This window comes from Paenibacillus sp. DCT19 (genome assembly GCF_003268635.1).
Lineage (GTDB): Bacteria > Bacillota > Bacilli > Paenibacillales > Paenibacillaceae > Paenibacillus.
In genome coordinates this window covers 79193-104202 of sequence record NZ_CP029639.1, presented here as the reverse complement: position 1 = coordinate 104202, position 25010 = coordinate 79193, and the positions used below count along the sequence as shown (strand labels likewise).

The following is a 25010-nucleotide window of genomic DNA, read 5'->3' as shown; positions in this document are numbered from 1 at the left end:
TTATTTTGCTTGTAGGCTCTCTATTATGGTCTCTACTCCATATGTTTTGCTAACTGGTCCAAAACCGAAGGCAACCTGTCCATTTATTTTGTAGACTTGACCATTCTTCACGGCTTTTAGCCCTTTCCATACCTCGCTTTTTTCCCACTCATCCGTTACCGCGGGTAAAGACGAATCTTCCATGTTGAAGTATCCTAAAATAAGATAGTCAGGGTCGAGCTTCGCAATACCCTCCAAAGTGAGCTCACCCGCAGCCTCTGTTGCTGGAGGCGTAAGCCCTAGCCCTTCGTAGTACTCAGTGATATATTCAGCGGATTGAAGATAGGCCTGTTTCTCCCGGATCTGCAGGAAGGCAACACTACCCTCAACAGATTGTAGCTTGTTCTTGCCTTCAACTAGCTTTTGTTCAAAATCGTCGGTATAGGCTTTAGCTGTATCTTCTTGCCCTAAAATTTGTCCAAATTCGGTAATAACCGCACGCCATTCTTTGAATACATCCTGTTTTTCCTCATCCACAACAACCGTGGGCGCAATCTGATCTAACTGTTCCAGGATGTCCTTATTCGTTACATTACCTGCTATAATCAAATCTGGTTCATAAGCGAGCAATGCCTCTAGATTAACCTGTGTATTCTCACCAACAACCTCAAGATTGCTTATTCCCTCTACATATGGCTTATAAATATCACTCTTTAATAAGGATTGTTCTTCTGTAAACGGGAGTGTAATTGCAACGGAATCGAGATCGAACACTAGCAGATCATCACTTAGCCCCAGTGAGCCAGTGCAATTTTTTTCGGTTGCTGCTCAATTTCCATATCCCCCGAGCCGTCTGGATCGTACGCGGGTACGTATCAGTTCCCGTCTCTGTGGACGTTGCTGCCTCGTCTGCCCCTTCACCGTTTGTAGCGGTGCTCTGCTCTATATTGCTTTGACTTTGTTCTGTCTTCGGTGCTGCCGAGCATGCGGCCATCAGTAAAACAAAACAAAATAATGCGACAACCAAGACCCAACCTTTATACCCCATTCTGTGCATTTCGAAAGTTCCTCCAATATAACTTGCAAATTTATGATAACAATTATCATTATCAATCAATTATATCAGTGAAACTCACCTACACAATGGATACTGTCCGATTCAGGATGGATTGTTTCCATGTCCCATAATCTTTCTCACTTCTGAAGGTGCAATCCCCTTGTGCAATTTAAACACTCTGCTGAAATAGTATGGATCGGCATACCCTACTTTAACAGCCACTTCCCGTACGGTGTAACTCCCCATTTCAAGTAATTCTTGTGCACGGTTCAAACGATAATGCATCAAGTAACGCATCGGTCCCATTCCAGTGTATTTCTGAAATAAATGCGAGAAGTATTTAGGCTTCATATCAAATTGGGTTGCCAGTTCGCCAAGTGTAAGCGGCTCGGAATATTGAGCATGAATAAACTCCTGAGCAGCATACATCCATTTGCCATTCTCCTGATTCCGTGCATTCCTTGCCCCTCGAAATACGGAGATGAGCAATTGATAAAATAACGTCTGTTTTTCTAACTGATCCATATATCCAGGTTTGGATGCAACGTTCAAGATTGCAAGCATAAGTTCTCCTTGGATCCTTACTTCTGGGTCATTCAAGTTCATCTGAAGCTCATGCACAGCAGAGGATGTAATAGATGTAGTCCCACCTTCCACAACTAGCGTAGGTAAATAATGAATTAATACATATTCAAAGTCCTCGTCACTGACCTGGATCTCTAAATGCATATTTTCGCCACCCATAATTACCTTGCCGGGATACAAGTGGATTAGAAACAGTTCTCCCTCTGTATTTGTGAAACGAAATTCAGCTTGCCCACGAAGCACAAGTAGTAATGCTCGCTTCTCTGTTTTTTTCTCTCGATGTCCTCCATAGAGCTTGTCTGCTTCCAATATTGTGCGATAAACCCCATAGACATGAACCGGATGCTCAACAAATTCGAGTGCTAGCTGCTCATCATCCAGTTTTATCATTTATAACTCCTCCTGTACGTCTGACGAACTTTTCTCTTATACTATCTAAAGTTTATATTCCCATGTATCCGTTGTATAGCGTGTTACATTCATTTCATGCAAAAAACCGCCCATGTTCAAAGCGGAGAATGTTCCTCCGTTTGAATATAGACGGTCTTGCGGTGGGGTTACGTTGGTATTAGTAACCGTAAGAAGAATTCATCAGTTCTTCGAGCTCTTGCATTGTAATCACGTTATCACCAGTTGGAATGTTAATTTTAAACTCTGGTTTTTCGTTGATTTTAGTGTACGTGTTCGAACCTGTGAAGGCCAATTTAACTTCATCCTTCGTATCTGGTTGTTTGATCAACAGATCAGCATCCAATTTCTGATAAACCGGGAAGTCCTGTTTATCCAAGGCAAAGTCAATGTTGAATTTATTGATTGTCAGCGTTTCTTTCAATTTATCCAGATCTTTGGACATTTCAGCTTGATCAGCCTCAGTGATCTTCAGATCTTCCTTCGCTCTATCAATATCCTCTTGGCTCAATTGCAGCATTTCGCGATATTCTTCTTTGGACACGATATCCATTACTTTAGGCAATGCTTTCGTTACCAATACCGTAACTGCTTCTTTTACATTGTCATTCGTAACGGAGAATTGCACAACTTGTTTAGCATCTACTTCTTCAGGAAGTGCTGCATCTTTTACAGCAATGTTTTTGAAGAATTTTTCTTGATCATACTCACCCAATACCGCATCCATCACTTCGTTGCTGAGCTTCTGTGTTTTTGCAGCATCCATAGCTTGCGGATTGAACTCTGTTCCTTCTTGTTCAGCCAGTTCCTTCAAGTCGATCTCAACAAACTTGTTAACGATCGTTTCTGGAATAGGGAAGAATGGAACATTTGGCACCTTAACATAGAGCTTCTCTGCTGTCATAACCATTGGGATATTGAACGTCATGCCCATATCACCTTTGAGCTCAATGCCAAGCGTCATTTCTGTTTGCATAGGCTCACTTTGGTAAACGCCTGTCACGTTCAACTGAGCGTCTTTCAACATGCTCATAAACTGAGTCATGGTAGGATCACCTTGTGACTCCGTTCCAGGTTTATAGCTCAGATCATTAATTGTAAAGTTGGAACTCATTTCATACGAAGTTAGTTTAGAAGCGTTGGACGCAGCCGTCTTCAATGCCTCTTTTGGTTCTTGCTTCGTACCGCATGCTGTTAAGGCCATAGACACAGTCAACAACATTGTAAGCAGAAGCGCCCCCATGCGTTTCTTCATTTGTTTCTCTCCTCTCGTGATAACCCCTAAAAAAAATAATTCAACATTAATGATATACCATTTATTCTGAAACGGAAACACGATTTGGGAAATTTGTGATCTTTCTTCTGCAAATTGGCTACAAAGACCTATGTCAGATTTCAATGGTAACGGTTCACAAAGGCTAGATATGTACGAATACGCAAAAAAATCCGGCTTTTACCCACCGGACTTTTTTGGTGTTGTCTATTGATTGTATTGAGGAGTACAGGTCTATTACGCCTGTAGCATGTTTAACCCTCTGGGTTCAGGTGATCGACATGATTTTGGTTTTTTACTTTTTTGGAACCCGATAATGGCTCTTGCATGGAAGACCCCTTAGAAGGTTGCCTATGCTGCTTAGGTTGTGCCTCCGGTACAGGGACAGCTTTAGGTTTGCTCATGGTGTTCTGTTCCCCCTTTTAAAATTAGGAATGAGATGGATTCATGTCTTCCGTTTTATCATGATTCAGTGAATCTTGATGTCGACGATCATTCACATCCTGCTGAATCTGCTGGGCATGGTGGCTGTTGACAGCCGTTTGCTCAAGGTCTTCAGCTACATTTTGTAGATTTTTGTCCACTCCCGCTTTGGCTTTGCTCACTCGAATCACTCCTTCCCCGTTTAGGGTTATGGTCTGGTTCTAGATTGTAACGATTGGGCACATTCATGAATATGCCGCGTGTAATCGTGAGCAAGCTCCTGAATCGGCTCGGTTCGCTCATCCGTCGACTGTCCATCCCGTTCCACATCGACTAACTGTACATTGACCTCCCGAGAATCCACATAAGCGCATTTGAAGTCAAAGGAGTACATCTGATGTCCAGCAGTCGCAATGTGAATACGAATGGCCTGTTGATCGGCCTCGTCTGCCATCACTTGTGCTTGATCGCCAACATTCAGGACTTCGGGTAAACGCTCTTGCCATGCTCCTACAAGCTCTGACTGATTAATGTTTAACTCGCGGTTCATCTTACCACCTCCACTTCTATAAAGTGCGGCGATGAAGATGTTTTTATGCATCTCGCCCCTGCTTGGTTTCGCACCAGTTATGCTACACTTATCGCTAACCGGTTGGCATTGCCAGTTTCCTTATAAAAAAAATCAAAAAAGGACTTGAGCATCAGCTCAAATCCTTGTTATTAACGTATATGGCGGAGAGGGTGGGATTCGAACCCACGTGGAGTTGCCCCCTAACGGTTTTCAAGACCGCCCCGTTATGACCGCTTCGGTACCTCTCCAGGAAAAAATATTTTATAAACTTGCCACGAGAAACATCATACCATAAACATGTGCATTATAGCAAGCTTTTTAAACAATATTTTTAAAATTTTATTTAAATTCATTATATGATCATTTGCCTGCTTCAATTAAAGCACGATGCAGATCGAAACTAGTCCTTCTATTTTGGTCTATTTGAGCCCCAAGTATCCAACTTACAGTAAAGTTATAAAAGGGTTGGCTCTGGTTCAATTAAAAATAGAACCCGCCATCCTAGATGACGGGTTCATTTTCATTCGTGATTTTGATCTGATCTCACGCTTTAGAATATATTACAGGCAATGTACTATGCACGACGTGCAATGACACTGATTCCACCCATATAAGGACGAAGAACCTCTGGAATTACGACCGTGCCATCTTCCTGTTGATAGTTCTCCAGGATCGCAGCTACTGTACGTCCAACCGCAAGCCCTGAACCGTTCAATGTGTGTACAAACTCCGGCTTCGCTTTTGCTTCTCTACGGAAACGAATATTGGCCCGACGTGCTTGGAAATCCTCACAGTTAGAGCATGAAGAGATTTCACGATATGTGTCACTTTCCGGCAACCATACTTCAATATCATAGGTTTTCGCTGACGTGAAGCCCATATCAGCTGTGCACAATGTCAGAACACGGTAGGGCAGTTCTAACAATTGCAATACACGTTCTGCGTTCTGAGTCATTTTCTCCAATTCTTCATAAGAAGTCTCTGGAGAAGAGAGTTTCAACAATTCTACTTTATTGAACTGATGCTGACGAATCAGACCACGCGTATCGCGTCCAGCCGAACCTGCTTCTGAACGGAAACATGAGCTGTATGCAACAAAGTGTTTAGGAAGCTGATCCAGGTTCAGAATCTCTTCGCGATGATAGTTCGTTACCGGAACTTCAGCCGTTGGAATCAGGTAATACTCTGTATCTTTCAGCTTGAACAAGTCTTCTTCAAACTTAGGCAGTTGTCCTGTACCAAATAGACTATCGCGGTTTACGATATAAGGAGGCAGGATCTCTTCATATCCATGCTGATCACTGTGCAGATCCATCATGAAGTTAATCAGAGCTCGCTCCAGACGAGCACCAAGTCCTTTGTAAAACGTAAAACGGGAACCTGTTACCTTAGCGGCTGCTTCAAAATCAAGTATATCGAGATCCTGAGCAATTTCCCAGTGGGCTTTTGGTGTGAAAGAAAATGATTTGGGTTCTGCGTAACGACGAATCTCCACATTGTCTTCTTCAGATGCCCCAACGGGCACACTCTCATTCGGAATGTTAGGAATCGCCATCGTCAGCTCATTAATCTTCGCTTCCAATTCACGAACCTCTTCATCCATAGCTTTGATTCGATCGGAAACCTCACGCATCTCAACGATCAGGTCGTCTGCGTTCTCCCGGTTTTTCTTCAGGCGAGCTACTTCTCCTGATACTGTGTTTCGGCGACCTTTTAACGTTTCATTCTCTTGCAGCAGTTCTCTGCGTTTGGTATCCATTTCGGTGAATCCAGCAATGAGATCCAGTGATTTGCCGCGATTCGTTAGTGCTTCTTCTACACGTGCGTACTCATTCCGCAATATCTTCACATCAAGCATCGATTACCCCTCCTAATAGCCCCACAAATGTAGATTCTGATATGTAGATCAGTAGTTCTTTGTGAGCCTGTATCTTTCACCATTCGTTAACACTAAAAACAACCCATGAACCTCGGAAGATGCCCTATGCTGCGATTCCCGCTTTGGAAGCAGATACGGGCAACATCAGGCATCCGATTAGATGCAACCCCTACACTCACTCTGTAGAGTGATTATAGGAGCGATCCGTTTCCGGGCAATCATAGGTTGTTCATCGTTGCTATAGATTCTGTACAGACGCCTTATATGACCGAGCCATGTCTACAAAGTAAGCATGCAAGCGATAGTCGTCCGTCAATTCAGGATGATAAGAACAAGCCAGCAAATGACCCTGACGTGCTGTTACAATTTCATCCTTGTATGTGGAAAGAACTTCAACCTGTTCTCCTACGCTTTCAATCAGAGGAGCCCGAATGAATACAGCTCTCACCGTTTCCTCAATACCCTTGACTGGCAAATCCGTCTCAAAGCTCTCTCTCTGCCGTCCAAAAGCATTACGGGATACGGTCATATCCATCAGTTCCAAATGTGCTTCTTCCTGACCTACAATATGCTTGGCCATTACAATCAACCCCGCGCATGTACCAAACACCGGTTTTCCTGCTGCTGCAAATTCACGAATAGCTTCCATAAAGCCATATTTGCGCATCAGTTTACCAATTGTCGTGCTCTCACCGCCAGGGAGGATCAGCCCATCCAACTCATCCAGCTGCTCGATGTGTTTGATGGCCACTCCCTCTGCCCCAGCTTGCTCAACACTACGAATATGCTCCGTTACTGCGCCCTGAAGTGCTAAAACGCCGATCTTCATCTGCAATTCCCCTTCTCTTACCAGCCGCGATCCTGCATACGCTCAGAAGGCGAAAGCTTGGAAATCTCGATACCTTTCATTGGTGCTCCGAGGTTTTTGGAAACTTCAGCAATCAGTTTGTAATCCGTGTAGTGCGTTGTTGCTTCTACGATGGCACGAGCGAATTTCTCAGGGCTGTCGGATTTGAAAATCCCTGAACCTACGAATACGCCATCAGCTCCCAGATGCATCATAAGTGCTGCATCCGCAGGAGTAGCTACACCACCCGCTGCAAAGTTAACCACCGGCAGCTTACCGTTCTCATGTACATCGAGCAACAGCTCATAGGCAACACCCAGATTCTTCGCTTCAGCATACAACTCATCCTTGGACATGTTCGTAACTTTGCGAATCTGGCTGTTAATGAAACGCATATGACGAACAGCTTCAACGATATTTCCTGTTCCCGGTTCACCTTTCGTACGAATCATGGAAGCTCCTTCACCAATACGGCGCAATGCTTCCCCAAGGTCTTTAGCCCCACATACAAAAGGTACTGTGAACTCATGCTTATCGATATGGAATACTTCATCCGCTGGAGTCAACACTTCACTCTCATCCAGATAGTCTACCCCGAGTGATTCTAGAACTTTGGCTTCAACATAGTGTCCAATCCGAGCTTTTGCCATGACTGGAATAGTCACAACCTTCATAACTTCTTCAACAATAGTTGGATCCGCCATACGAGCCACTCCACCAGCCGCACGAATATCAGAAGGAACACGTTCTAAAGCCATAACCGCCGTAGCACCTGCTGCTTCAGCGATTTTAGCTTGCTCTGCATTCATAACGTCCATGATGACGCCACCTTTTTGCATTTCAGCCATACCTCTTTTAACGCGCGATGTTCCTGTTTCCATATTCCAAGCCCCCGTAATGTATGTGCTGCTCTTACCCCAATAGTGAATGTGAATTCACCATACCAGGGCAGAAGAACATTTAGACTTTTTTACTGATTCATACGTAGAATTCTAACTTGATATTTTACCGGAAAAATTGTAAATATACAATGCATCCAGTCGGAATTACTTGCAATTTGTCACGGTAAAAAAAACACGAACTTGATTTCAGGAAAAAACTAGAACAAGTTTTTGATCCCATCGAACAGATCAACGAAGAAGTCCTTCACAGCACGGAAGAATAGACGGAACCAGCCGCCCTTCTCTGCTTCTTCTGCGGTAATTAGATTCACTGTTTTCTCCTGCGGCTCAATACCATCCGCTTTGTAGCTATAAGTTACCGTTCCAACTTTAGTTCCTGCTTTAATTGGAGCAACTAACTTGTCTGCTTCAGTAATGTTCGCTTTAAACGTTACTTTCAGATCTTGCGTTCCTTTCGGAACAACAAAACTTACAGCATTATCTGTAACAACAGGTACCGTTGTTTCTGCACCTTTTTTCAGAGGAACAGATTCCCAACCGGTCACTTTTGTTTTAGCAGCAACAGCCTGTTTGACTTCGAAGTTGTTAAACCCGAAATCCAGTACCTTCTTTGTTTCTTTGAAACGTGCGGATTCCGATGTTGTACCCATGACTACACTGATCAGGCGCATACCATCACGCTCAGCTGTACCAGTAAAGTTGTTTCCTGCGTTTGTGGTGTGGCCTGTTTTCATTCCATCCAGACCTTCATAGGCATAGCTTTTGAAGTTGGTTATATTTTTATTCTCTTCCAACATCCAGTTATAGTTGATAATTGGTGCTTTATCATTTGGACGGAATTTATAGGATTGAATAGTTGTGAAGTCTTTGTAATCCGGGTGATCCAAAATAATATATCTGCAGAGAATCGCTGCATCAATTGCTGACATCATCGTTTCTTTATCTTCAGCAGGACGGAATTTTGCAGGCATATCAGCGCGATCAAGTCCTGTGGAGTTAATGAAGTAAGTATCCTTCATTCCCATACGTTTTGCTTCATCATTCATCATTTTAACAAATGCTTCTTCAGAGCCGGCAACACGTTCAGCCAAAGCAACGGTAGCATCATTGGCCGATCCAACCGCCATCGCGATATAGAGCTCCTTAACCGTATGCTGATCCCCTTCTGCTAGGAAGATTCGCGAGCCAATGCTTTTCGCTGCATTCTCTTTAACGGTAACAACGTCATCCCAGCTGAGTCTGCCTTGCTTCACTTCTTCAGCAACAATGTACTCTGTCATCATCTTCGTCATACTGGCAGGTGGCTTTGCTTCGTCTGCATTAACAGAAAGAAGGATCTGACCTGTGGATGCTTCCATCAGTACAGCATTCTTAACTTCAAGCCCTAAGTCATCGACGCCTGGAATTTTAACTGTTTTTTCAGTTTTTGTCGTCGTTGCTGCTGCCGTAAGGACTTGTCCTGAGCCGTTCGCAGCAGCCATGACAGGCATTACCGCAGACAGGCATAACATATTAATCAGCATCACCGAGGCAACGCTTTTTTTGAGCATTTGGCGTTTCTTTTTGTTTGTTGTTTTGACTTTCAAGATGAATACTCCCTTCAAATCCGAAGCGTTCCGTTCGATGCTTCAGTGCAGCTTGAGCCGCGATATTTTCTTAGTCCCCGTCCTGTGTTAAATCCGTGTGTAACGTTGTACTATTGCGCTATATCGAATGAGCATATACTCGCCCCTGAATTTCAATATTGACTGTCATTTCATCAGCATGAACTCTCATGTTTATGTAGATGGACGTCCGCGCTTCTATATAGCGGGTCAACCTATGCATGCTTACCTATCAGATCAGATATCATTCCCATAGATTCACGTCAAAAAATCGCCGCAACGCCCTAATCCATTAAAGAATCGTCACCGCTTGTTCTATTCTATCACAGGGGTATCCGCAAAAAAAGACAGACCCGGCGAAAATCGCCAAGCCTGTCTTGGAAATAATTACTCTCTTCCGATTACAACGAGTAGTTCGGTGCCTCTTTTGTAATCTGTACATCATGTGGATGACTCTCCCGCAGACCTGCACCAGTAATCCGGATGAAATGTGTATCATTACGAAGCTGATCCAGACTGCTTGTTCCACAGTAACCCATACCAGAACGCAAACCACCGATTAGTTGATGAATCGTATCAGACAAAGGACCTTTGTAAGCTACACGACCCTCAATTCCTTCTGGAACAAGTTTCTTATCATCATCTTGGAAGTAACGATCCTTACTTCCTTGTTTCATCGCACTCATTGAACCCATACCACGGTATACTTTGAAGCGACGTCCTTGATAGATCTCGGATTCGCCTGGGCTCTCTTCTGTACCTGCAAACAAGCTTCCCAGCATAACCGCATGAGCACCTGCTGCAAGTGCCTTCGTGATTTCGCCAGAGTACTTGATACCACCATCGGCGATAATCGGAATACCATACTCACGTGCTACAGTTGCACAATCATATACAGCTGTTACCTGAGGAACACCGATACCTGCAATAACACGAGTTGTACAGATAGAACCAGGTCCAATACCTACTTTTACTACCGAAGCCCCTGCTTCAATCAGATCACGTGTTGCTTCACCCGTTGCTACGTTACCTGCTACAATCGTAAGGTTCGGGAAACGCTCGCGCAATTGACGAACTGCATCAATGATGTTGATGTGATGACCGTGAGCGGAGTCTACAGTGATTAGATCAACACCAGCTTGTACAAGTGCATCAGCACGTTCAAAGGTGTCTTTAGAGATACCAATTGCCGCACCCACCAACAGACGACCTTGCGCATCTTTGGCTGCATTCGGGAATTGAATCGCTTTTTCAATATCTTTAATTGTAATGAGACCCTTCAAAGTGTTGGACTCATCTACCAATGGAAGTTTCTCGATTTTATGCTTCTGCAGAATACCTTCTGCTTCTTGCAGCGTAGTGCCTACAGGAGCAGTTACCAGGTTCTCACGAGTCATTACTTCGCTGATTTTGATGCCGTAATCGTGGATGAAACGCAAATCACGGTTAGTTAGAATACCGACCAACTTCTGCTCACCCTCAACGATAGGTACACCGGAGATACGGTACTTCGCCATAACGGCTTCTGCATCAGATACCAGGTGTTCCGCTGTCAATGAGAATGGGTTCGTAATTACGCCGCTTTCCGAGCGTTTAACACGATCCACTTCTTCCGCTTGTTGCTCAACAGACATATTTTTATGAATAATCCCGATCCCGCCTTCACGAGCAATAGCAATTGCCAATGTTGCTTCTGTAACGGTATCCATACCCGCACTAATCAATGGAATATTCAGTTTTACACTATCGCTCAAACGTACAGATACATCTACTTCTTTAGGTAGTGTCTCGGATTTCCGTGGCACCAGCAATACATCGTCGAAGGTCAAGCCTTCCTTACCAAATTTATCTTCCCACACGCGGGTGTTCCTCCTTATGTTTGCTCAGCTTTACGGTCCAAAACCCGAAGATCCTAGGCTGTATTTTACGCCGAAAATGCGTTTTCTGAAAAATTTATTATTGCCATCTTAGCAAAGCGATATTTAGCCTGTCAAGGGAAAGTGAATGGTTATATCAGGTGTACTGCCTGTTGCATACAAGTGTATTTCTTGTGTGGACAAAGTATAGGTATTACAAAAACACCATTCACTCTTAAATGGCGATATTACAGGGGAATATAGAGGTTATCTGAGGATATAATCCGTACTTAATAATGGTTTATAAACAAATAAAAACCACCACCGAATAACATCGGCAGTGGTTCTTTGCTTGGCGGCGTCCTACTCTCCCAGGACCCTGCGGTCCAAGTACCATCGGCGCTAGAGGGCTTAACGGTCGTGTTCGGGATGGGTACGTGTGGAACCCCTCCGCCATCGCCACCAAACGCGTAGCTTACATCTCAGAGTATTTGTTCTCTGAAAACTAGATTCGAAACGAAAGTTCTGCGACTTAAAACGTGCTAATTGGATAAGCCCTCGACCGATTAGTACTGGTCAGCTCCATGCATTACTGCACTTCCACCCCCAGCCTATCTACCTCGTCGTCTTCAAGGGGTCTTACATACTGGGAAATCTCATCTTGAGGGGGGCTTCACGCTTAGATGCTTTCAGCGCTTATCCCGTCCGTACATAGCTACCCAGCGGTGCTCCTGGCGGAACAACTGGTACACCAGCGGTACGTCCATCCCGGTCCTCTCGTACTAAGGACAGCTCCTCTCAAATTTCCTACGCCCACGACAGATAGGGACCGAACTGTCTCACGACGTTCTGAACCCAGCTCGCGTACCGCTTTAATGGGCGAACAGCCCAACCCTTGGGACCTACTTCAGCCCCAGGATGCGATGAGCCGACATCGAGGTGCCAAACCTCCCCGTCGATGTGGACTCTTGGGGGAGATAAGCCTGTTATCCCCAGGGTAGCTTTTATCCGTTGAGCGATGGCCCTTCCATGCGGTACCACCGGATCACTAAGCCCGACTTTCGTCCCTGCTCGACTTGTAGGTCTCGCAGTCAAGCTCCCTTATGCCTTTGCACTCTTCGAATGATTTCCAACCATTCTGAGGGAACCTTTGGGCGCCTCCGTTACTCTTTAGGAGGCGACCGCCCCAGTCAAACTGCCCACCTGACACTGTCCCCGCACCGGATTACGGTACCAGGTTAGAACCTAGATACGATCAGGGTGGTATCCCAACGGTGCCTCCACCGAAGCTGGCGCTCCGGCTTCAAAGGCTCCCACCTATCCTGTACAGATCGTACCCAAATTCAATATCAAGCTGCAGTAAAGCTCCATGGGGTCTTTCCGTCTTGTCGCGGGTAACCTGCATCTTCACAGGTATTAAAATTTCACCGGATCTCTCGTTGAGACAGCGCCCAAGTCGTTACGCCATTCGTGCGGGTCAGAATTTACCTGACAAGGAATTTCGCTACCTTAGGACCGTTATAGTTACGGCCGCCGTTTACTGGGGCTTCGGTTCACAGCTTCGGATTGCTCCTAACCGCTCCCCTTAACCTTCCAGCACCGGGCAGGCGTCAGCCCGTATACTTCGCCTTACGGCTTCGCACAGACCTGTGTTTTTGCTAAACAGTCGCTTGGGCCTTTTCACTGCGGCCCCCTCGTGCTATTCACACTACCGGGGCACCCCTTCTCCCGAAGTTACGGGGTCATTTTGCCGAGTTCCTTAACGAGAGTTCTTCCGCGCGCCTTAGAATTCTCTTCTCGCCTACCTGTGTCGGTTTGCGGTACGGGCACCATCACCTGGCTAGAGGCTTTTCTTGGCAGTGTGAGATCATGACCTTCGCTACTGTAATTTTCACTCCCCATCACAGCCCAGCCTTACGATGTGCGGATTTGCCTACACATCAGCCTCACTGCTTGGACAGGCATCCATCAGCCTGCGTCACTACCCTACTGCGTCCCCCCATTGCTCATAACGGCTTACGGTGGTACAGGAATTTCGACCTGTTGTCCTTCGACTACGCCTTTCGGCCTCGCCTTAGGTCCCGACTTACCCTGAGTGGACGAGCCTTCCTCAGGAACCCTTAGGCTTTCGGCGGATCAGATTCTCACTGATCTTTTCGTTACTCATACCGGCATTCTCACTTGTATAATGTCCAGCGCTCCTTACGGTACACCTTCAACCCTTATACAACGCTCCCCTACCCCTGATGCAAGCATCAAGCCATAGCTTCGGTGGTGTGTTTAGCCCCGTTACATTTTCGGCGCAGAGTCACTCGACCAGTGAGCTATTACGCACTCTTTAAATGGTGGCTGCTTCTAAGCCAACATCCTGGTTGTCTGTGCAACTCCACATCCTTTCCCACTTAACACACACTTGGGGACCTTAGCTGATGGTCTGGGCTGTTTCCCTTTTGACAATGGATCTTAGCACTCACTGTCTGACTCCCGGAAGTAAGTCTATGGCATTCGGAGTTTGACTGAGCTTGGTAACCCTTGCGGGCCCCGCACCCAATCAGTGCTCTACCTCCACGACTCTGTTTTCCGAGGCTAGCCCTAAAGCTATTTCGGGGAGAACCAGCTATCTCCGAGTTCGATTGGAATTTCTCCGCTACCCCACCTCATCCCCGCACTTTTCAACGTGCGTGGGTTCGGGCCTCCAGTGCGTGTTACCGCACCTTCACCCTGGACAGGGGTAGATCACCCGGTTTCGGGTCTACGTCCACGTACTATGTCGCCCTATTCAGACTCGCTTTCGCTGCGGCTCCGGCTCTTCACCTTAACCTTGCACGGGAACGTAACTCGCCGGTTCATTCTACAAAAGGCACGCCATCACCCCTAAAACGGGCTCTGACTTTTTGTAAGCACACGGTTTCAGGTTCTATTTCACTCCCCTTCCGGGGTGCTTTTCACCTTTCCCTCACGGTACTGCTTCACTATCGGTCGCTAGGAAGTATTTAGCCTTGGCAGATGGTCCTGCCGGATTCATACGGGGTTTCACGTGCCCCGCACTACTCGGGATCCGTCTCGGAGGGAACAGACTTTCAATTACAGGGCTTTTACCTTCTTTGGCGGGCCTTTCCAGACCTCTTCGTTTAACCGGTTCCTTTGTAACTCCATGTGAGACGTCCCACAACCCCAAAGAGCAAGCTCTCTGGTTTGGGCTGTTCCGCGTTCGCTCGCCGCTACTGACGGAATCACTATTGTTTTCTCTTCCTCAAGGTACTTAGATGTTTCAGTTCCCCTGGTATGCCTCACACTAACCTATGTATTCAGTTAGGTGTAACTGGAAATTACCCCAGCTGGGTTTCCCCATTCGGACACCCCCGGATCAAAGCTTGCTTACAGCTCCCCGAGGCAGTTTCGTTGTTCGCCACGTCCTTCATCGGCTCCTAGCGCCTAGGCATCCTCCGTGTGCTCTTAGTAGCTTAACCATTCGCTCGTGTTCGAACTGTCGCTCCGCTTGGTTTGGACTACGTCCAAATCCAAAAGTCGCTCCATTTCGATCACTCGCTCCAGCAATCTACCGTTTTTATTGAAACTTGTTTACACAAGTTCAGCTAAAAAGGAATGTTCTAATTCGCATTTACTTTCGTTTCGATATCTAGTTTTCAAAGAACAAGCTCCATGCAAAAGCAAGCTGTTTGAGAGTTTGAGCTCTCAAAACTGAGCAACGAGTGAGTAGTTTGCAGCGAAGCTGCATATTTGAATGTTTCCGCTACGGGAAACGATTCTCCATAGAAAGGAGGTGATCCAGCCGCACCTTCCGATACGGCTACCTTGTTACGACTTCACCCCAATCATCTATCCCACCTTCGGCGGCTGGCTCCTTGCGGTTACCCCACCGACTTCGGGTGTTATAAACTCTCGTGGTGTGACGGGCGGTGTGTACAAGACCCGGGAACGTATTCACCGCGGCATGCTGATCCGCGATTACTAGCAATTCCGACTTCATGCAGGCGAGTTGCAGCCTGCAATCCGAACTGAGACCGGCTTTGTTGGGATTGGCTCCACCTCGCGGTTTCGCAGCCCGTTGTACCGGCCATTGTAGTACGTGTGTAGCCCAGGTCATAAGGGGCATGATGATTTGACGTCATCCCCACCTTCCTCCGGTTTGTCACCGGCAGTCTATCTAGAGTGCCCACCCGAAGTGCTGGCAACTAAATATAAGGGTTGCGCTCGTTGCGGGACTTAACCCAACATCTCACGACACGAGCTGACGACAACCATGCACCACCTGTCTTGAATGTCCCGAAGGAAAGGTACATCTCTGTACCGGTCATTCAGATGTCAAGACCTGGTAAGGTTCTTCGCGTTGCTTCGAATTAAACCACATACTCCACTGCTTGTGCGGGTCCCCGTCAATTCCTTTGAGTTTCAGTCTTGCGACCGTACTCCCCAGGCGGAATGCTTAATGTGTTAACTTCGGCACCAAGGGTATCGAAACCCCTAACACCTAGCATTCATCGTTTACGGCGTGGACTACCAGGGTATCTAATCCTGTTTGCTCCCCACGCTTTCGCGCCTCAGCGTCAGTTACAGCCCAGAGAGTCGCCTTCGCCACTGGTGTTCCTCCACATATCTACGCATTTCACCGCTACACGTGGAATTCCACTCTCCTCTTCTGCACTCAAGTCACCCAGTTTCCAGTGCGATCCGGGGTTGAGCCCCGGGATTAAACACCAGACTTAAATGACCGCCTGCGCGCGCTTTACGCCCAATAATTCCGGACAACGCTTGCCCCCTACGTATTACCGCGGCTGCTGGCACGTAGTTAGCCGGGGCTTTCTTCTCAGGTACCGTCACCTCAGGAGCAGTTACTCTCCTAAGCGTTCTTCCCTGGCAACAGAGCTTTACGATCCGAAAACCTTCATCACTCACGCGGCATTGCTCCGTCAGGCTTTCGCCCATTGCGGAAGATTCCCTACTGCTGCCTCCCGTAGGAGTCTGGGCCGTGTCTCAGTCCCAGTGTGGCCGATCACCCTCTCAGGTCGGCTACGCATCGTCGCCTTGGTGAGCCGTTACCTCACCAACTAGCTAATGCGCCGCAGGCCCATCCTCAAGTGACAGATTGCTCCGTCTTTCCAGTTTCCTTCAGGCGAAGAAAACAAGTATTCGGTATTAGCTACCGTTTCCGGTAGTTGTCCCAAGCTTGAGGGCAGGTTGCCTACGTGTTACTCACCCGTCCGCCGCTAACCATCAGAGAAGCAAGCTTCTCTTCAAGTCCGCTCGACTTGCATGTATTAGGCATGCCGCCAGCGTTCGTCCTGAGCCAGGATCAAACTCTCCAATAAAGTATTGAAAAGAGCGATTAGCTCATTTTGAATCTGACGAGATTAAAAATCTCATTTGTGCTTCGAAATCATCCAGTCCGAAGACATGTACTGATTTCTTAGCGTCGATCTTGCAAGCAAGATCGTTACTCACTCGTTGTTCAGTTTTCAAAGATCAAACTTATTTCAGCACCGACATCACTTCTCGTCAGCAACTTTTATATCTTATCACATCCGAACCAACTTTGCAAGCTCTTTTTTTAAGTTTCTTTCGAAGCTTATTTCATTTGCTTGCCGCACCGTGTTTCTCGTGTTTTCTTGGCCGGAATTAGAATATACCATGTACAGATCTGGAACGCAAGCTTTTTTTGAAGAAATTTTTAAAATAAGACATACCACTCTAAAATGCCCTCTACAAACACAGATATTATACTCCCGCTCTATCCTCAGAAATATACATCAGTTGTTTTTCAAAGTTAGCTTCACGTGTATTAAATGTATTGAGGTTCGAAGATGTATCTGTCTTCTATAAGGTTAATCGCTTATCGAACCTCTCTTTAGATCACATCATAAATGTTACTTCATTTTCTCAAGAGGTATCTTGCGTGGCCATAACGTATAGCTGAAGCTAATAATAAAGTCGATCCCTAATATCATTCCCCAGATTTTTATAAGACCTGAGAATGCTTCCGTGCGATCTGCATCACCAATCCACAGAATCATAATATATAGAAACAAACACCCAATACACCAAGCGGCTAAATGTCTGAACCATCCCTGAATCTCACGGTTGGCATGCTCCCTGCCATAAACCTTCTGACCTCGAGGATTCTCCCCGCCTTTGAACCAATAGAGAAAGTACCGATCCGCCCAAGCGATCATGCGATGCCCATACACTATACTCACGCCTATATAGATTGCTGCAATACCATGAATTGTACTCGCCGTTGCTCCACGTTGAAGATCCATGACCGTTGCCACTAATAACAATACATCTACTATAGGTGTTGCCATGAGAAGAGCAATTCCCGTTCTTTTCATCCCAAGTAGATATCGGACACTCAAGCCCGCAGCCACAAACACCCAGAAGGCAATCTCACACCCTATAATAAAATAAGCAATCAAGGTTTCACCGCCCCTTTTTTATCACTGTTGTACTAAAAAAAATTTAACACGATTGTATTATAATAAGCAACAATGATATACTTAGGACATGCCTAAAATAGTTGATCACGATAAACAACGTTTACTTGTTGCCGAAGCGGCATGGCGCGTCATACGCAGGGATGGTATGGAGCACACCTCTGTTCGTAATATTGCAAAAGAAGCTAACCTATCTACAGGTTCAATGCGTCATTACTTCTCTACGCAATCTGATTTGCTCCTATATGCTATGAATTTGGTATCTGAACGAGTTACACACCGATATCATCAGATGTCACTCACCGGTTCTCCACTGGAGGATATGAAGAAGATATTATTAGAACTTTTGCCTAATACAGACGAGAAGTTTGCAGAGATGGAGGTATGGTTCGCTTTTACTGTAAAATCCAAAACAGATCCGGCGCTCAAGTCGCTTGCGGATAATGTCTATAACGAACTCCGGCGGATGGTTACTTATGTCATTACTCATCTGATGGAGCTTGGGTTAACAAACCCAGACCTAAACGTAGAGCTTGAGATCGAACGATTGTATGCACTAGTCGATGGATTAGGCATTCACGCCATCCTCAGACCTGAATCGATGAATGCGAAGGTTATGGATGACGTCCTCACATTGCATCTTGCCTCCTTATGCGGGTCACAAGAGCCGTAAGTTACCATTCACAAGCTCTTACTTTGTTTAGCCCTTTCGTTTTTATGTCTTGCACCTTGTATCCCGTGTTATCAAACAATCATGCTCCCACACCATCATATGATTCAATACATTCTGCCATGTAAACCAAAAATACCGTCAGACATATTGGTACAAGCCATGTTATCCCTAATAACGGCTAGACCACTTGTCTGACGGTTTCTTTCATTATCCGATAATGATTCGTCCTTCTGGATGACGGTACAATTTCTTCTCTTTGCGCGGACGGAGCGCATAAGCAATCGTTAACGGCCCAATACGGCCAACAAACATGGTAAATGTAATAATGATTTTGCCCCAATCGGTTAACTCATGAGTAACACCCACTGTAAGTCCAACCGTCCCAATTGCCGAGGCAGCCTCAAACATAAGCGCGAGAAACGGCGCATCCTCTGTCGTCAATAACAGCATGACAACGACCATGAAGATGATTAAGGAAACCATAATAATGGTCAATGCCCGCATAAGCAGTTCCTTCGGAACACGTTGACGGAAGAACACGATATCTTTATTTCCACGAATCATGGCATATACGGCACCGATCATAATTAAAAATGTTGTCGTTTTGATCCCACCACCAGTTGATCCTGGTGAAGCCCCAATAAACATCAATAGGATGAAGAAGAACTGCGTCGCCTGTCTCATCTCTGTAATATCAATGGTGCTTGTGCCAGATGAACGGGTCGAAACCGACTGGAATATGGCCGCATATACCTTCTCGCTCCAACTCAGCGGTGCCAGAGTATGTCCATTAGTGAATTCAAAGATAAATAGGACAATAGCTCCGATTCCGATCAATGCACCGGATACAGATAGCACCAACTTGGACTGTAGCGATAAACGGCGACGTTTGCGATATTCGAATAGATCATTCAGAACCACGAAGCCGAGTCCACCCGAGACAACAAGAATAGAAGCCGTTAGGTTGAACAACCAGTCTCCCGTATAATACTGAAAGCTATTACCAAAGAGATCAAACCCACCATTATTAAACAACGAAACGGAGTGAAATACGCCATAATATACAGCCTGCATCACAGGCATCTCTGTTGCCCAACGTAGTGCCAGTATAACTGCCGCCACTCCCTCAATGGTAAAAGAAAAGATCAGCACTTTACGAATGATACGTACGATACCTTCCATACTATCCGCGTTAATGGCCTCTTTGAGCAGTAACCTATCCCGAAGTGAAATACGCTTACCCATAACCAATGCAAACAATGTAGCAATGGTCATAAAGCCCAGTCCGCCGAGCTGCATAAGCACCATAATAATAATCTGACCAAATAAATTGAAGGTTGTCCCTACATCTACAACAACCAGTCCGGTCACACATGCCGCAGAGGTAGCCGTAAACAACGCATCAATGAATGCCAGGTGCTCGCCGCTCTGATTAGAGATCGGAAGCATTAGCAAAATTGTTCCGATGGAGATGATAAGTATAAAACCACCAACCAGAATCAACGGAGGGGATAGAAATTTAGGGAAGTGAAGCCTGAACTTCATGAAGGGCACCTCTTTTAACAAAATACAAGCATGCTGAGCGATAAAAGTCCTGCTAGAGCTAGCTTCATCTTCATATGAAGGCTAAGAAAATATCATGATGTTTCCTTCGCTCTAACGATCCTTCTATGTAAACCTAAAGAGGAACTTGCCTCAGCTTAAACTGAACGGCAGGTTCCTCTTCTATTATGAACGCATAGAACGTTCCTTATTAGTGTGTGTTCAAAAAGGGCGGTTTTCAGTACCAAGAAGGTGAGACTTTTTGAACTACCTCTATTAATCTTGTGTACGTGGACGCATATGAGGGAAGAGCAGTACATCCCGAATAGATGGTGAGTTTGTGAGCAACATGATCAGTCGGTCAATCCCGATGCCCAGTCCACCTGTCGGTGGCATACCATATTCGAGCGCACGAATGAAGTCATCATCCATCTCATGTGCCTCATCATTCCCGTGTTCCTTCTCAAGCATCTGTGCTTCAAAACGCTGACGCTGGTCAATCGGATCATTCAACTCAGTGAAGGCATTCGCATGCTCACGTCCAACAATGAACAACTCGAAGCGATCCGTAAAGCGTGGATCTACATCGCTTTTCTTCGCCAGTGGCGAAATTTCAAGCGGATGTCCCATAATGAAAGTTGGCTGAATCAACGTTTCTTCTACAAACTGCTCGAAGAAAGCGTTCAGAATATGACCAAATGTCATATGCTTCTCCACCGGAACGTTATGCTCCTTCGCCAAACTGTGTGCTTCCTCATCCGTCATATGCACGGAGAAGTCTACACCCACCACTTCTTTAACCGCATCTACCATCGTAACCCGGCGCCATTCTGGCTTAAGATTCACTTCATGCTCTCCATACTGAATTACTTGCGTACCCAATACTTCCTGAGCAATATGTGCAACCAGATTCTCTGTCAAATGCATGATATCTTTGTAGTCAGCATATGCTTCATACAATTCAATCATCGTGAATTCCGGATTGTGACGTGTCGACATCCCTTCATTACGGTATACACGGCCAATCTCATACACTTTCTCCAATCCGCCAACAATCAGGCGTTTCAGGTGAAGCTCAATTGCGATCCGCATGTACAATTCCATATCCAGCGCATTGTGATGCGTGATAAACGGACGAGCCGCAGCACCACCTGCGATCGTATGCAAGGTCGGTGTTTCCACTTCCAGATATCCCAGAGAGTCCAAATAACGACGCATGGACTGAATGATTTTGGAACGTAAAATGAACGTCTGTTGCACATCCGGGCTCATAATTAGATCAACATAGCGCTGACGATAACGCAGCTCTACATCAGTGAGGCCATGGAATTTGTCCGGTAGCGGATAGAGGGATTTGGAGAGCACTTCTAGATCTTTCACTTTAACGGAAGTTTCGCCCGTTTTCGTTTTGAAGATCACACCGCTAACCCCAACAATATCACCGAGATCCAGCAGGCTGAATGCGGCGTATTTGTCCTCTGCCACGGTATCCTGACGAACATAGATCTGGATTCTGCCGCTCAGGTCCTGAATATGCGCAAAGCTTGCCTTACCCATTCCCCGCTTCGCCATAATCCGTCCGGCAATACTGACTTCGATCTGCTTCTCTTCCAGCTCTTCCTTAGTCAGTTCTTCATACTTCTTCAAAATAGAACCGGCTTCTTCGGTACGCACGTATTTTTGGCCAAAAGGATCAATTCCCAATTTGCGGAGCTCGTCCAATTTGTCGCGGCGAATTTGCAAAAGCTCGCTAAGTTCGGTTTCCTGATTCAAGACTTCATCCGTCATGATCTGTATTCATCTCCTTATTTACATTGCAGGTGTAACCCTCATATGATGAAAAAGCTTCCCTAAGGAAGCTTTTGTCTTTCGTGTCCTACTGCTTCATTGCTATCATTACTTTTTAATATCTACAATTTTATATTGAATTACGCCAGCAGGTACGCTCACATCAACAACTGTACCTTTTTTCTTACCCAAAATTGCTTTACCAACAGGGCTTTCGTTTGAAATTTTGTTCTGAAGCGGATTAGATTCCGCAGTTCCTACAATAGTATATTCTGTGATATCACCGAACTCGAGATCTTCTACAGTAACGGTTGCACCGATACTTACAGCATCTGTGTCGATCTCGTCGCTGTTAATGATTCGAGCGTTACGCAGCAATTTCTCCAATGTAATGATACGACCTTCGATAAAAGCCTGTTCATTCTTAGCATCTTCATATTCGGAGTTTTCACTGATATCTCCATAACCGATGGCTACTTTGATCCGTTCAGCCACTTCACGGCGCTTCACTGATTTTAGTGTTTCCAGTTCTTCTTCCAGCTTCTTGAGTCCTTCTGGTGTAAGGATAACTTCCTTATCGCTCATCTCAACCGATTCTCCTGTCATGGGAATAATTTGATTGCATGGCAACGGAATCCATGCCGTTTGTTCACAGAGCTCCGCCCACATACATCTTAGAAACTATATGAAGTTCTCCGGAGAAACAGAACGTCCTCCTGATGCACTAACCTTATGACGCACATGGCGAATTTATACTGTGAAATTATAGGGGAACGGTCTCGAAAAGTCAATGTTACGCCCCTTATATCTGTAAACGTTTTACAATCCGAGTTTAGGATGCATTACCTGCTGCAACGGGTTCAGTTTCTAGGTTACCTTCCAACTTCAGTCTACCTACAAAATCCTCCAAAATTTGCACCATCTCATCACGTTTGGTACCTTCCATAATGATATCTTTGATCCTAGCGGAACCTTTCAGTCCTTTCAGATACCAAGCTAGATGTTTACGCATCTCACGTACAGCAACCGTCTCGTTCTTCAATGCAATCAGGCGATCCATATGCAGGATTGCAACACGAATCTTCTCCTCGCCATTCGGGTCAGGGAGTAATTCACCCGTGCTTAAGTATTGAATCGTACGGTATAACATCCATGGATTCCCCAAGGCAGCACGACCAATCATCACGCCGTCACATCCTGTTTCATCTAACATACGGCGGGCATCCTCCGGTGAAGATACATCGCCGTTCCCAATTACCGGGATCGAAACAGCCTCTTTTACATCCTTAATGTGTGACCAATCCGCCGTACCTGTATAGAGCTGCTCCCGTGTTCTTCCGTGCACACTTACCGCTTGACCTCCAGCACGTTCAATCGCAAGTGCATTCTCAACCGCAAAGATATGCTCACTATCCCAGCCAATCCTCATCTTAACCGTCACTGGCTTCTCAACAGCATCCACGACAGCGGAGACCATTTCGTAGATTTTATTTGGATCGAGTAACCATCTTGCACCTGCATCACATTTCGTCACTTTAGGCACAGGACAGCCCATGTTAATGTCGATAATGTCTGCATTCGTTTCTTTGTCCACGATTTTGGCTGCTTCGATAAGTGAATCGCGATCGCCTCCAAAGATTTGCAGGCTTAATGGTTTCTCACGCTCATCAACAAACAGCATCTCACGTGTGCGCTGATTGCCATGCACGATGGCTTTACCACTGACCATCTCCGCACATACGAGGCCTGTTCCGAATTCCTTCGCAATCAAACGAAAAGCCGGATTACATACACCAGCCATCGGCGCAAGTACGACCTGGTTTTTCATTTCAATGCCACCAATTTTCAGCATGTTAGTCGTTACACTCCTCATCAAACCGTAGAGGACTCTACTTGAGTCCCGTAATGTTGTAGTTATTTGTACTCCGGGTTGTATTTCGTACACATGGCGTTTGATCATAATTGATCTATACGAATCAAAAGTGCTCTATAAAATCAACGATAATTCATAGTCCTATATGGTTATGCCCTCAAAGGCACAAGTAGTGATGACTTAATCGCCTCTTATCTCCGATACACTGATCCCCAGCATCTCTGCAATCCGATTCAGCTCCTGTTCGGATACTTTGCGATTACCACGTTCAATGGTTCCAAGCGTCGCCAGTGAGATGCGTGTCTTCGAGGCAAGCTCTTGTTGTGTCAAACCTTTCAGCTTCCGGAATGCCCGGATTCGATTGGCCAATTGCACGTTTTCCAAAGCTGTATTCCATCCTTTCCATCGAGAACAGACAACGATGCATGTACAAAGTCAAACAAGCCTGAGGGCTCATTCTTCATGACAACGTCTGATAAAGGAACTAACACAAATGCCCGTTCACCCATGCGTGGGTGAGGCAGTTCAAGTACTTCGGTCTCCCGTGTCTCTCCAGCGAACCAGAGTAGATCCAGATCAACGGTACGAGGACCCCAACGAATATCACGAACACGTCCAAGCCGGTTCTCAACATCTAATAATTCCGTGAGCAATTGCTCCGGTGTTAATTGTGTCGTTACAGCTATAGCCATATTAAGAAACGCAGGCTGGTTCACATACCCTACAGGATCCGTCTCATAGAGCGCAGAACAGCGCAGAACAGATATATGCGGATGTGCATCCAAGAGCGTTAACGCTTCAAGCAACGTCTGCTCGCGGTCGCCCAAATTGGCCCCTAAAGCAATATAAGCCTCTGAAGAATCAGAGGTCGAATGTGCAATCATGATCGGTTCTCACTTTCTTGTGCGGCGAAGCTCTACCGTTACGCCCCCAAAATGAATATCAAATGGTGGATGTGGCTTCGTCACTTTGACTGTCAATGCATTGATAATAGTATAAGTGTCTAGTAAAGAAGATGCAATATGCTCACCTAAAGCTTCAATTAACTGGAATGATGTATTTTCGACATCATGCTTCACTAATTCATGAATCTCTGCATAATTGATTGTTTTGGTTAAGTCATCATTACGTCCAGCCTCGCCCAAATCCATATCGATCTCCAGATCAATATAATAACGCTGTCCAAGCTTCCGCTCTTCCTCAAATACCCCGTGATATCCGTAATACTCCATCCGGTGCAGCACCATTCTATCCATTATATAACCGCCTATCCTTGTATAATAAAAACACAATCCCTT

The 25010-nt window shown here is 45.7% G+C and carries 21 protein-coding genes, 1 tRNA gene and 3 rRNA genes; 1 reads left to right on the top strand and 24 read right to left on the bottom strand.

From position 1 onward, the window contains the following. From DMB88_RS00470 to DMB88_RS00400, 17 genes are all read right to left on the bottom strand, one after another. Positions 1-753: an ABC transporter substrate-binding protein gene (locus tag DMB88_RS00470; RefSeq protein ID WP_254438403.1), complete on the bottom strand. Its 753-nt coding sequence runs from the start codon at positions 751-753 to the stop codon at positions 1-3. 10 nt (positions 754-763) lie between these two features. Next, positions 764-1036 carry a hypothetical protein gene (locus DMB88_RS30620; RefSeq protein WP_254438402.1) on the bottom strand — a complete coding sequence of 91 codons (273 nt, stop codon included), beginning with the start codon at positions 1034-1036 and terminating at the stop codon, positions 764-766. A 102-nt stretch (positions 1037-1138) separates the two neighbouring features. Then, entirely contained in the window at positions 1139-2011 is an 873-nt protein-coding gene (locus DMB88_RS00465) for a helix-turn-helix domain-containing protein (protein ID WP_128099794.1), read from the bottom strand. A 178-nt stretch (positions 2012-2189) separates the two neighbouring features. Next, a complete protein-coding gene (locus DMB88_RS00460) occupies positions 2190-3284 on the bottom strand; it encodes a hypothetical protein (protein ID WP_128099793.1) in 1095 nt (364 codons plus the stop codon). A gap of 272 nt (positions 3285-3556) precedes the next feature. Beyond that, a complete protein-coding gene (locus tag DMB88_RS00455) occupies positions 3557-3706 on the bottom strand; it encodes a small acid-soluble spore protein P (RefSeq protein WP_128099792.1) in 150 nt (49 codons plus the stop codon). A 24-nt stretch (positions 3707-3730) separates the two neighbouring features. After that, on the bottom strand, positions 3731-3907 hold the full coding sequence (locus DMB88_RS30075; RefSeq protein WP_164848572.1) for a hypothetical protein: 177 nt from the start codon (positions 3905-3907) through the stop codon (positions 3731-3733). A gap of 26 nt (positions 3908-3933) precedes the next feature. Beyond that, entirely contained in the window at positions 3934-4275 is a 342-nt protein-coding gene (locus DMB88_RS00450; RefSeq protein ID WP_128099791.1) for a hypothetical protein, read from the bottom strand. A gap of 180 nt (positions 4276-4455) precedes the next feature. Next, positions 4456-4544: transfer RNA gene (locus DMB88_RS00445), tRNA-Ser, on the bottom strand. Positions 4545-4870: 326 nt separating this feature from the next. Continuing rightward, a complete protein-coding gene (gene serS, locus DMB88_RS00440) occupies positions 4871-6154 on the bottom strand; it encodes a serine--tRNA ligase (RefSeq protein ID WP_128099790.1) in 1284 nt (427 codons plus the stop codon). Positions 6155-6413: 259 nt separating this feature from the next. Then, positions 6414-7004, bottom strand: coding sequence for a pyridoxal 5'-phosphate synthase glutaminase subunit PdxT (pdxT, locus tag DMB88_RS00435; protein WP_128099789.1), 591 nt, complete (start codon positions 7002-7004; stop codon positions 6414-6416). 17 nt (positions 7005-7021) lie between these two features. Further along, a complete protein-coding gene (pdxS, locus tag DMB88_RS00430) occupies positions 7022-7903 on the bottom strand; it encodes a pyridoxal 5'-phosphate synthase lyase subunit PdxS (protein WP_056698065.1) in 882 nt (293 codons plus the stop codon). A gap of 218 nt (positions 7904-8121) precedes the next feature. Continuing rightward, on the bottom strand, positions 8122-9474 hold the full coding sequence (locus DMB88_RS00425; protein ID WP_174715322.1) for a D-alanyl-D-alanine carboxypeptidase family protein: 1353 nt from the start codon (positions 9472-9474) through the stop codon (positions 8122-8124). Positions 9475-9929: 455 nt separating this feature from the next. Next, the gene (guaB, locus tag DMB88_RS00420) at positions 9930-11387 is read right to left on the bottom strand and encodes an IMP dehydrogenase (protein WP_128099787.1); all 1458 of its coding nucleotides are present in this window, start codon (positions 11385-11387) and stop codon (positions 9930-9932) included. 347 nt (positions 11388-11734) lie between these two features. Beyond that, positions 11735-11851: ribosomal RNA gene (rrf, locus tag DMB88_RS00415) — 5S ribosomal RNA — on the bottom strand. A gap of 79 nt (positions 11852-11930) precedes the next feature. After that, positions 11931-14854, bottom strand: a 23S ribosomal RNA gene (locus tag DMB88_RS00410). 307 nt (positions 14855-15161) lie between these two features. Next, positions 15162-16714 (bottom strand): 16S ribosomal RNA (locus DMB88_RS00405). Together the 16S, 23S and 5S rRNA genes form the textbook arrangement of a ribosomal RNA operon. 555 nt (positions 16715-17269) lie before the next feature. Then, positions 17270-17818: a hypothetical protein gene (locus DMB88_RS00400; protein WP_128099786.1), complete on the bottom strand. Its 549-nt coding sequence runs from the start codon at positions 17816-17818 to the stop codon at positions 17270-17272. An 88-nt stretch (positions 17819-17906) separates the two neighbouring features. Here DMB88_RS00400 and DMB88_RS00395 point away from each other — a divergent pair, with 88 nt between their 5' ends. Next, entirely contained in the window at positions 17907-18509 is a 603-nt protein-coding gene (locus DMB88_RS00395; protein WP_128099785.1) for a TetR/AcrR family transcriptional regulator, read from the top strand. Between the two features lie 207 nt (positions 18510-18716). Here the strand turns inward: DMB88_RS00395 and DMB88_RS00390 are convergent, their stop codons facing one another. The 7 genes from DMB88_RS00390 to folB all read right to left on the bottom strand — a co-directional run bounded on the left by DMB88_RS00390 (position 18717) and on the right by folB (position 24968). Further along, the gene (locus DMB88_RS00390) at positions 18717-20096 is read right to left on the bottom strand and encodes a TrkH family potassium uptake protein (protein ID WP_128099784.1); all 1380 of its coding nucleotides are present in this window, start codon (positions 20094-20096) and stop codon (positions 18717-18719) included. Positions 20097-20327: 231 nt separating this feature from the next. Then, complete coding sequence (lysS, locus tag DMB88_RS00385; RefSeq protein WP_128099783.1) at positions 20328-21839, bottom strand: lysine--tRNA ligase; 1512 nt, start codon at positions 21837-21839, stop codon at positions 20328-20330. 108 nt (positions 21840-21947) lie between these two features. Then, complete coding sequence (greA, locus tag DMB88_RS00380) at positions 21948-22424, bottom strand: transcription elongation factor GreA (RefSeq protein WP_056697486.1); 477 nt, start codon at positions 22422-22424, stop codon at positions 21948-21950. A gap of 247 nt (positions 22425-22671) precedes the next feature. Next, entirely contained in the window at positions 22672-23691 is a 1020-nt protein-coding gene (gene dusB / locus DMB88_RS00375) for a tRNA dihydrouridine synthase DusB (protein ID WP_056697465.1), read from the bottom strand. 201 nt (positions 23692-23892) lie between these two features. Next, a complete protein-coding gene (locus DMB88_RS00370) occupies positions 23893-24096 on the bottom strand; it encodes a helix-turn-helix domain-containing protein (RefSeq protein WP_128099782.1) in 204 nt (67 codons plus the stop codon). Continuing rightward, the gene (folK, locus tag DMB88_RS00365) at positions 24048-24596 is read right to left on the bottom strand and encodes a 2-amino-4-hydroxy-6-hydroxymethyldihydropteridine diphosphokinase (protein WP_128099781.1); all 549 of its coding nucleotides are present in this window, start codon (positions 24594-24596) and stop codon (positions 24048-24050) included. Before folK ends, DMB88_RS00370 begins: the two co-directional genes overlap by 49 nt. A gap of 9 nt (positions 24597-24605) precedes the next feature. Further along, positions 24606-24968 (bottom strand): dihydroneopterin aldolase, encoded by a 363-nt coding sequence (gene folB, locus DMB88_RS00360; RefSeq protein ID WP_128099780.1) that lies wholly within the window; start codon positions 24966-24968, stop codon positions 24606-24608. Positions 24969-25010: the final 42 nt, after the last annotated feature.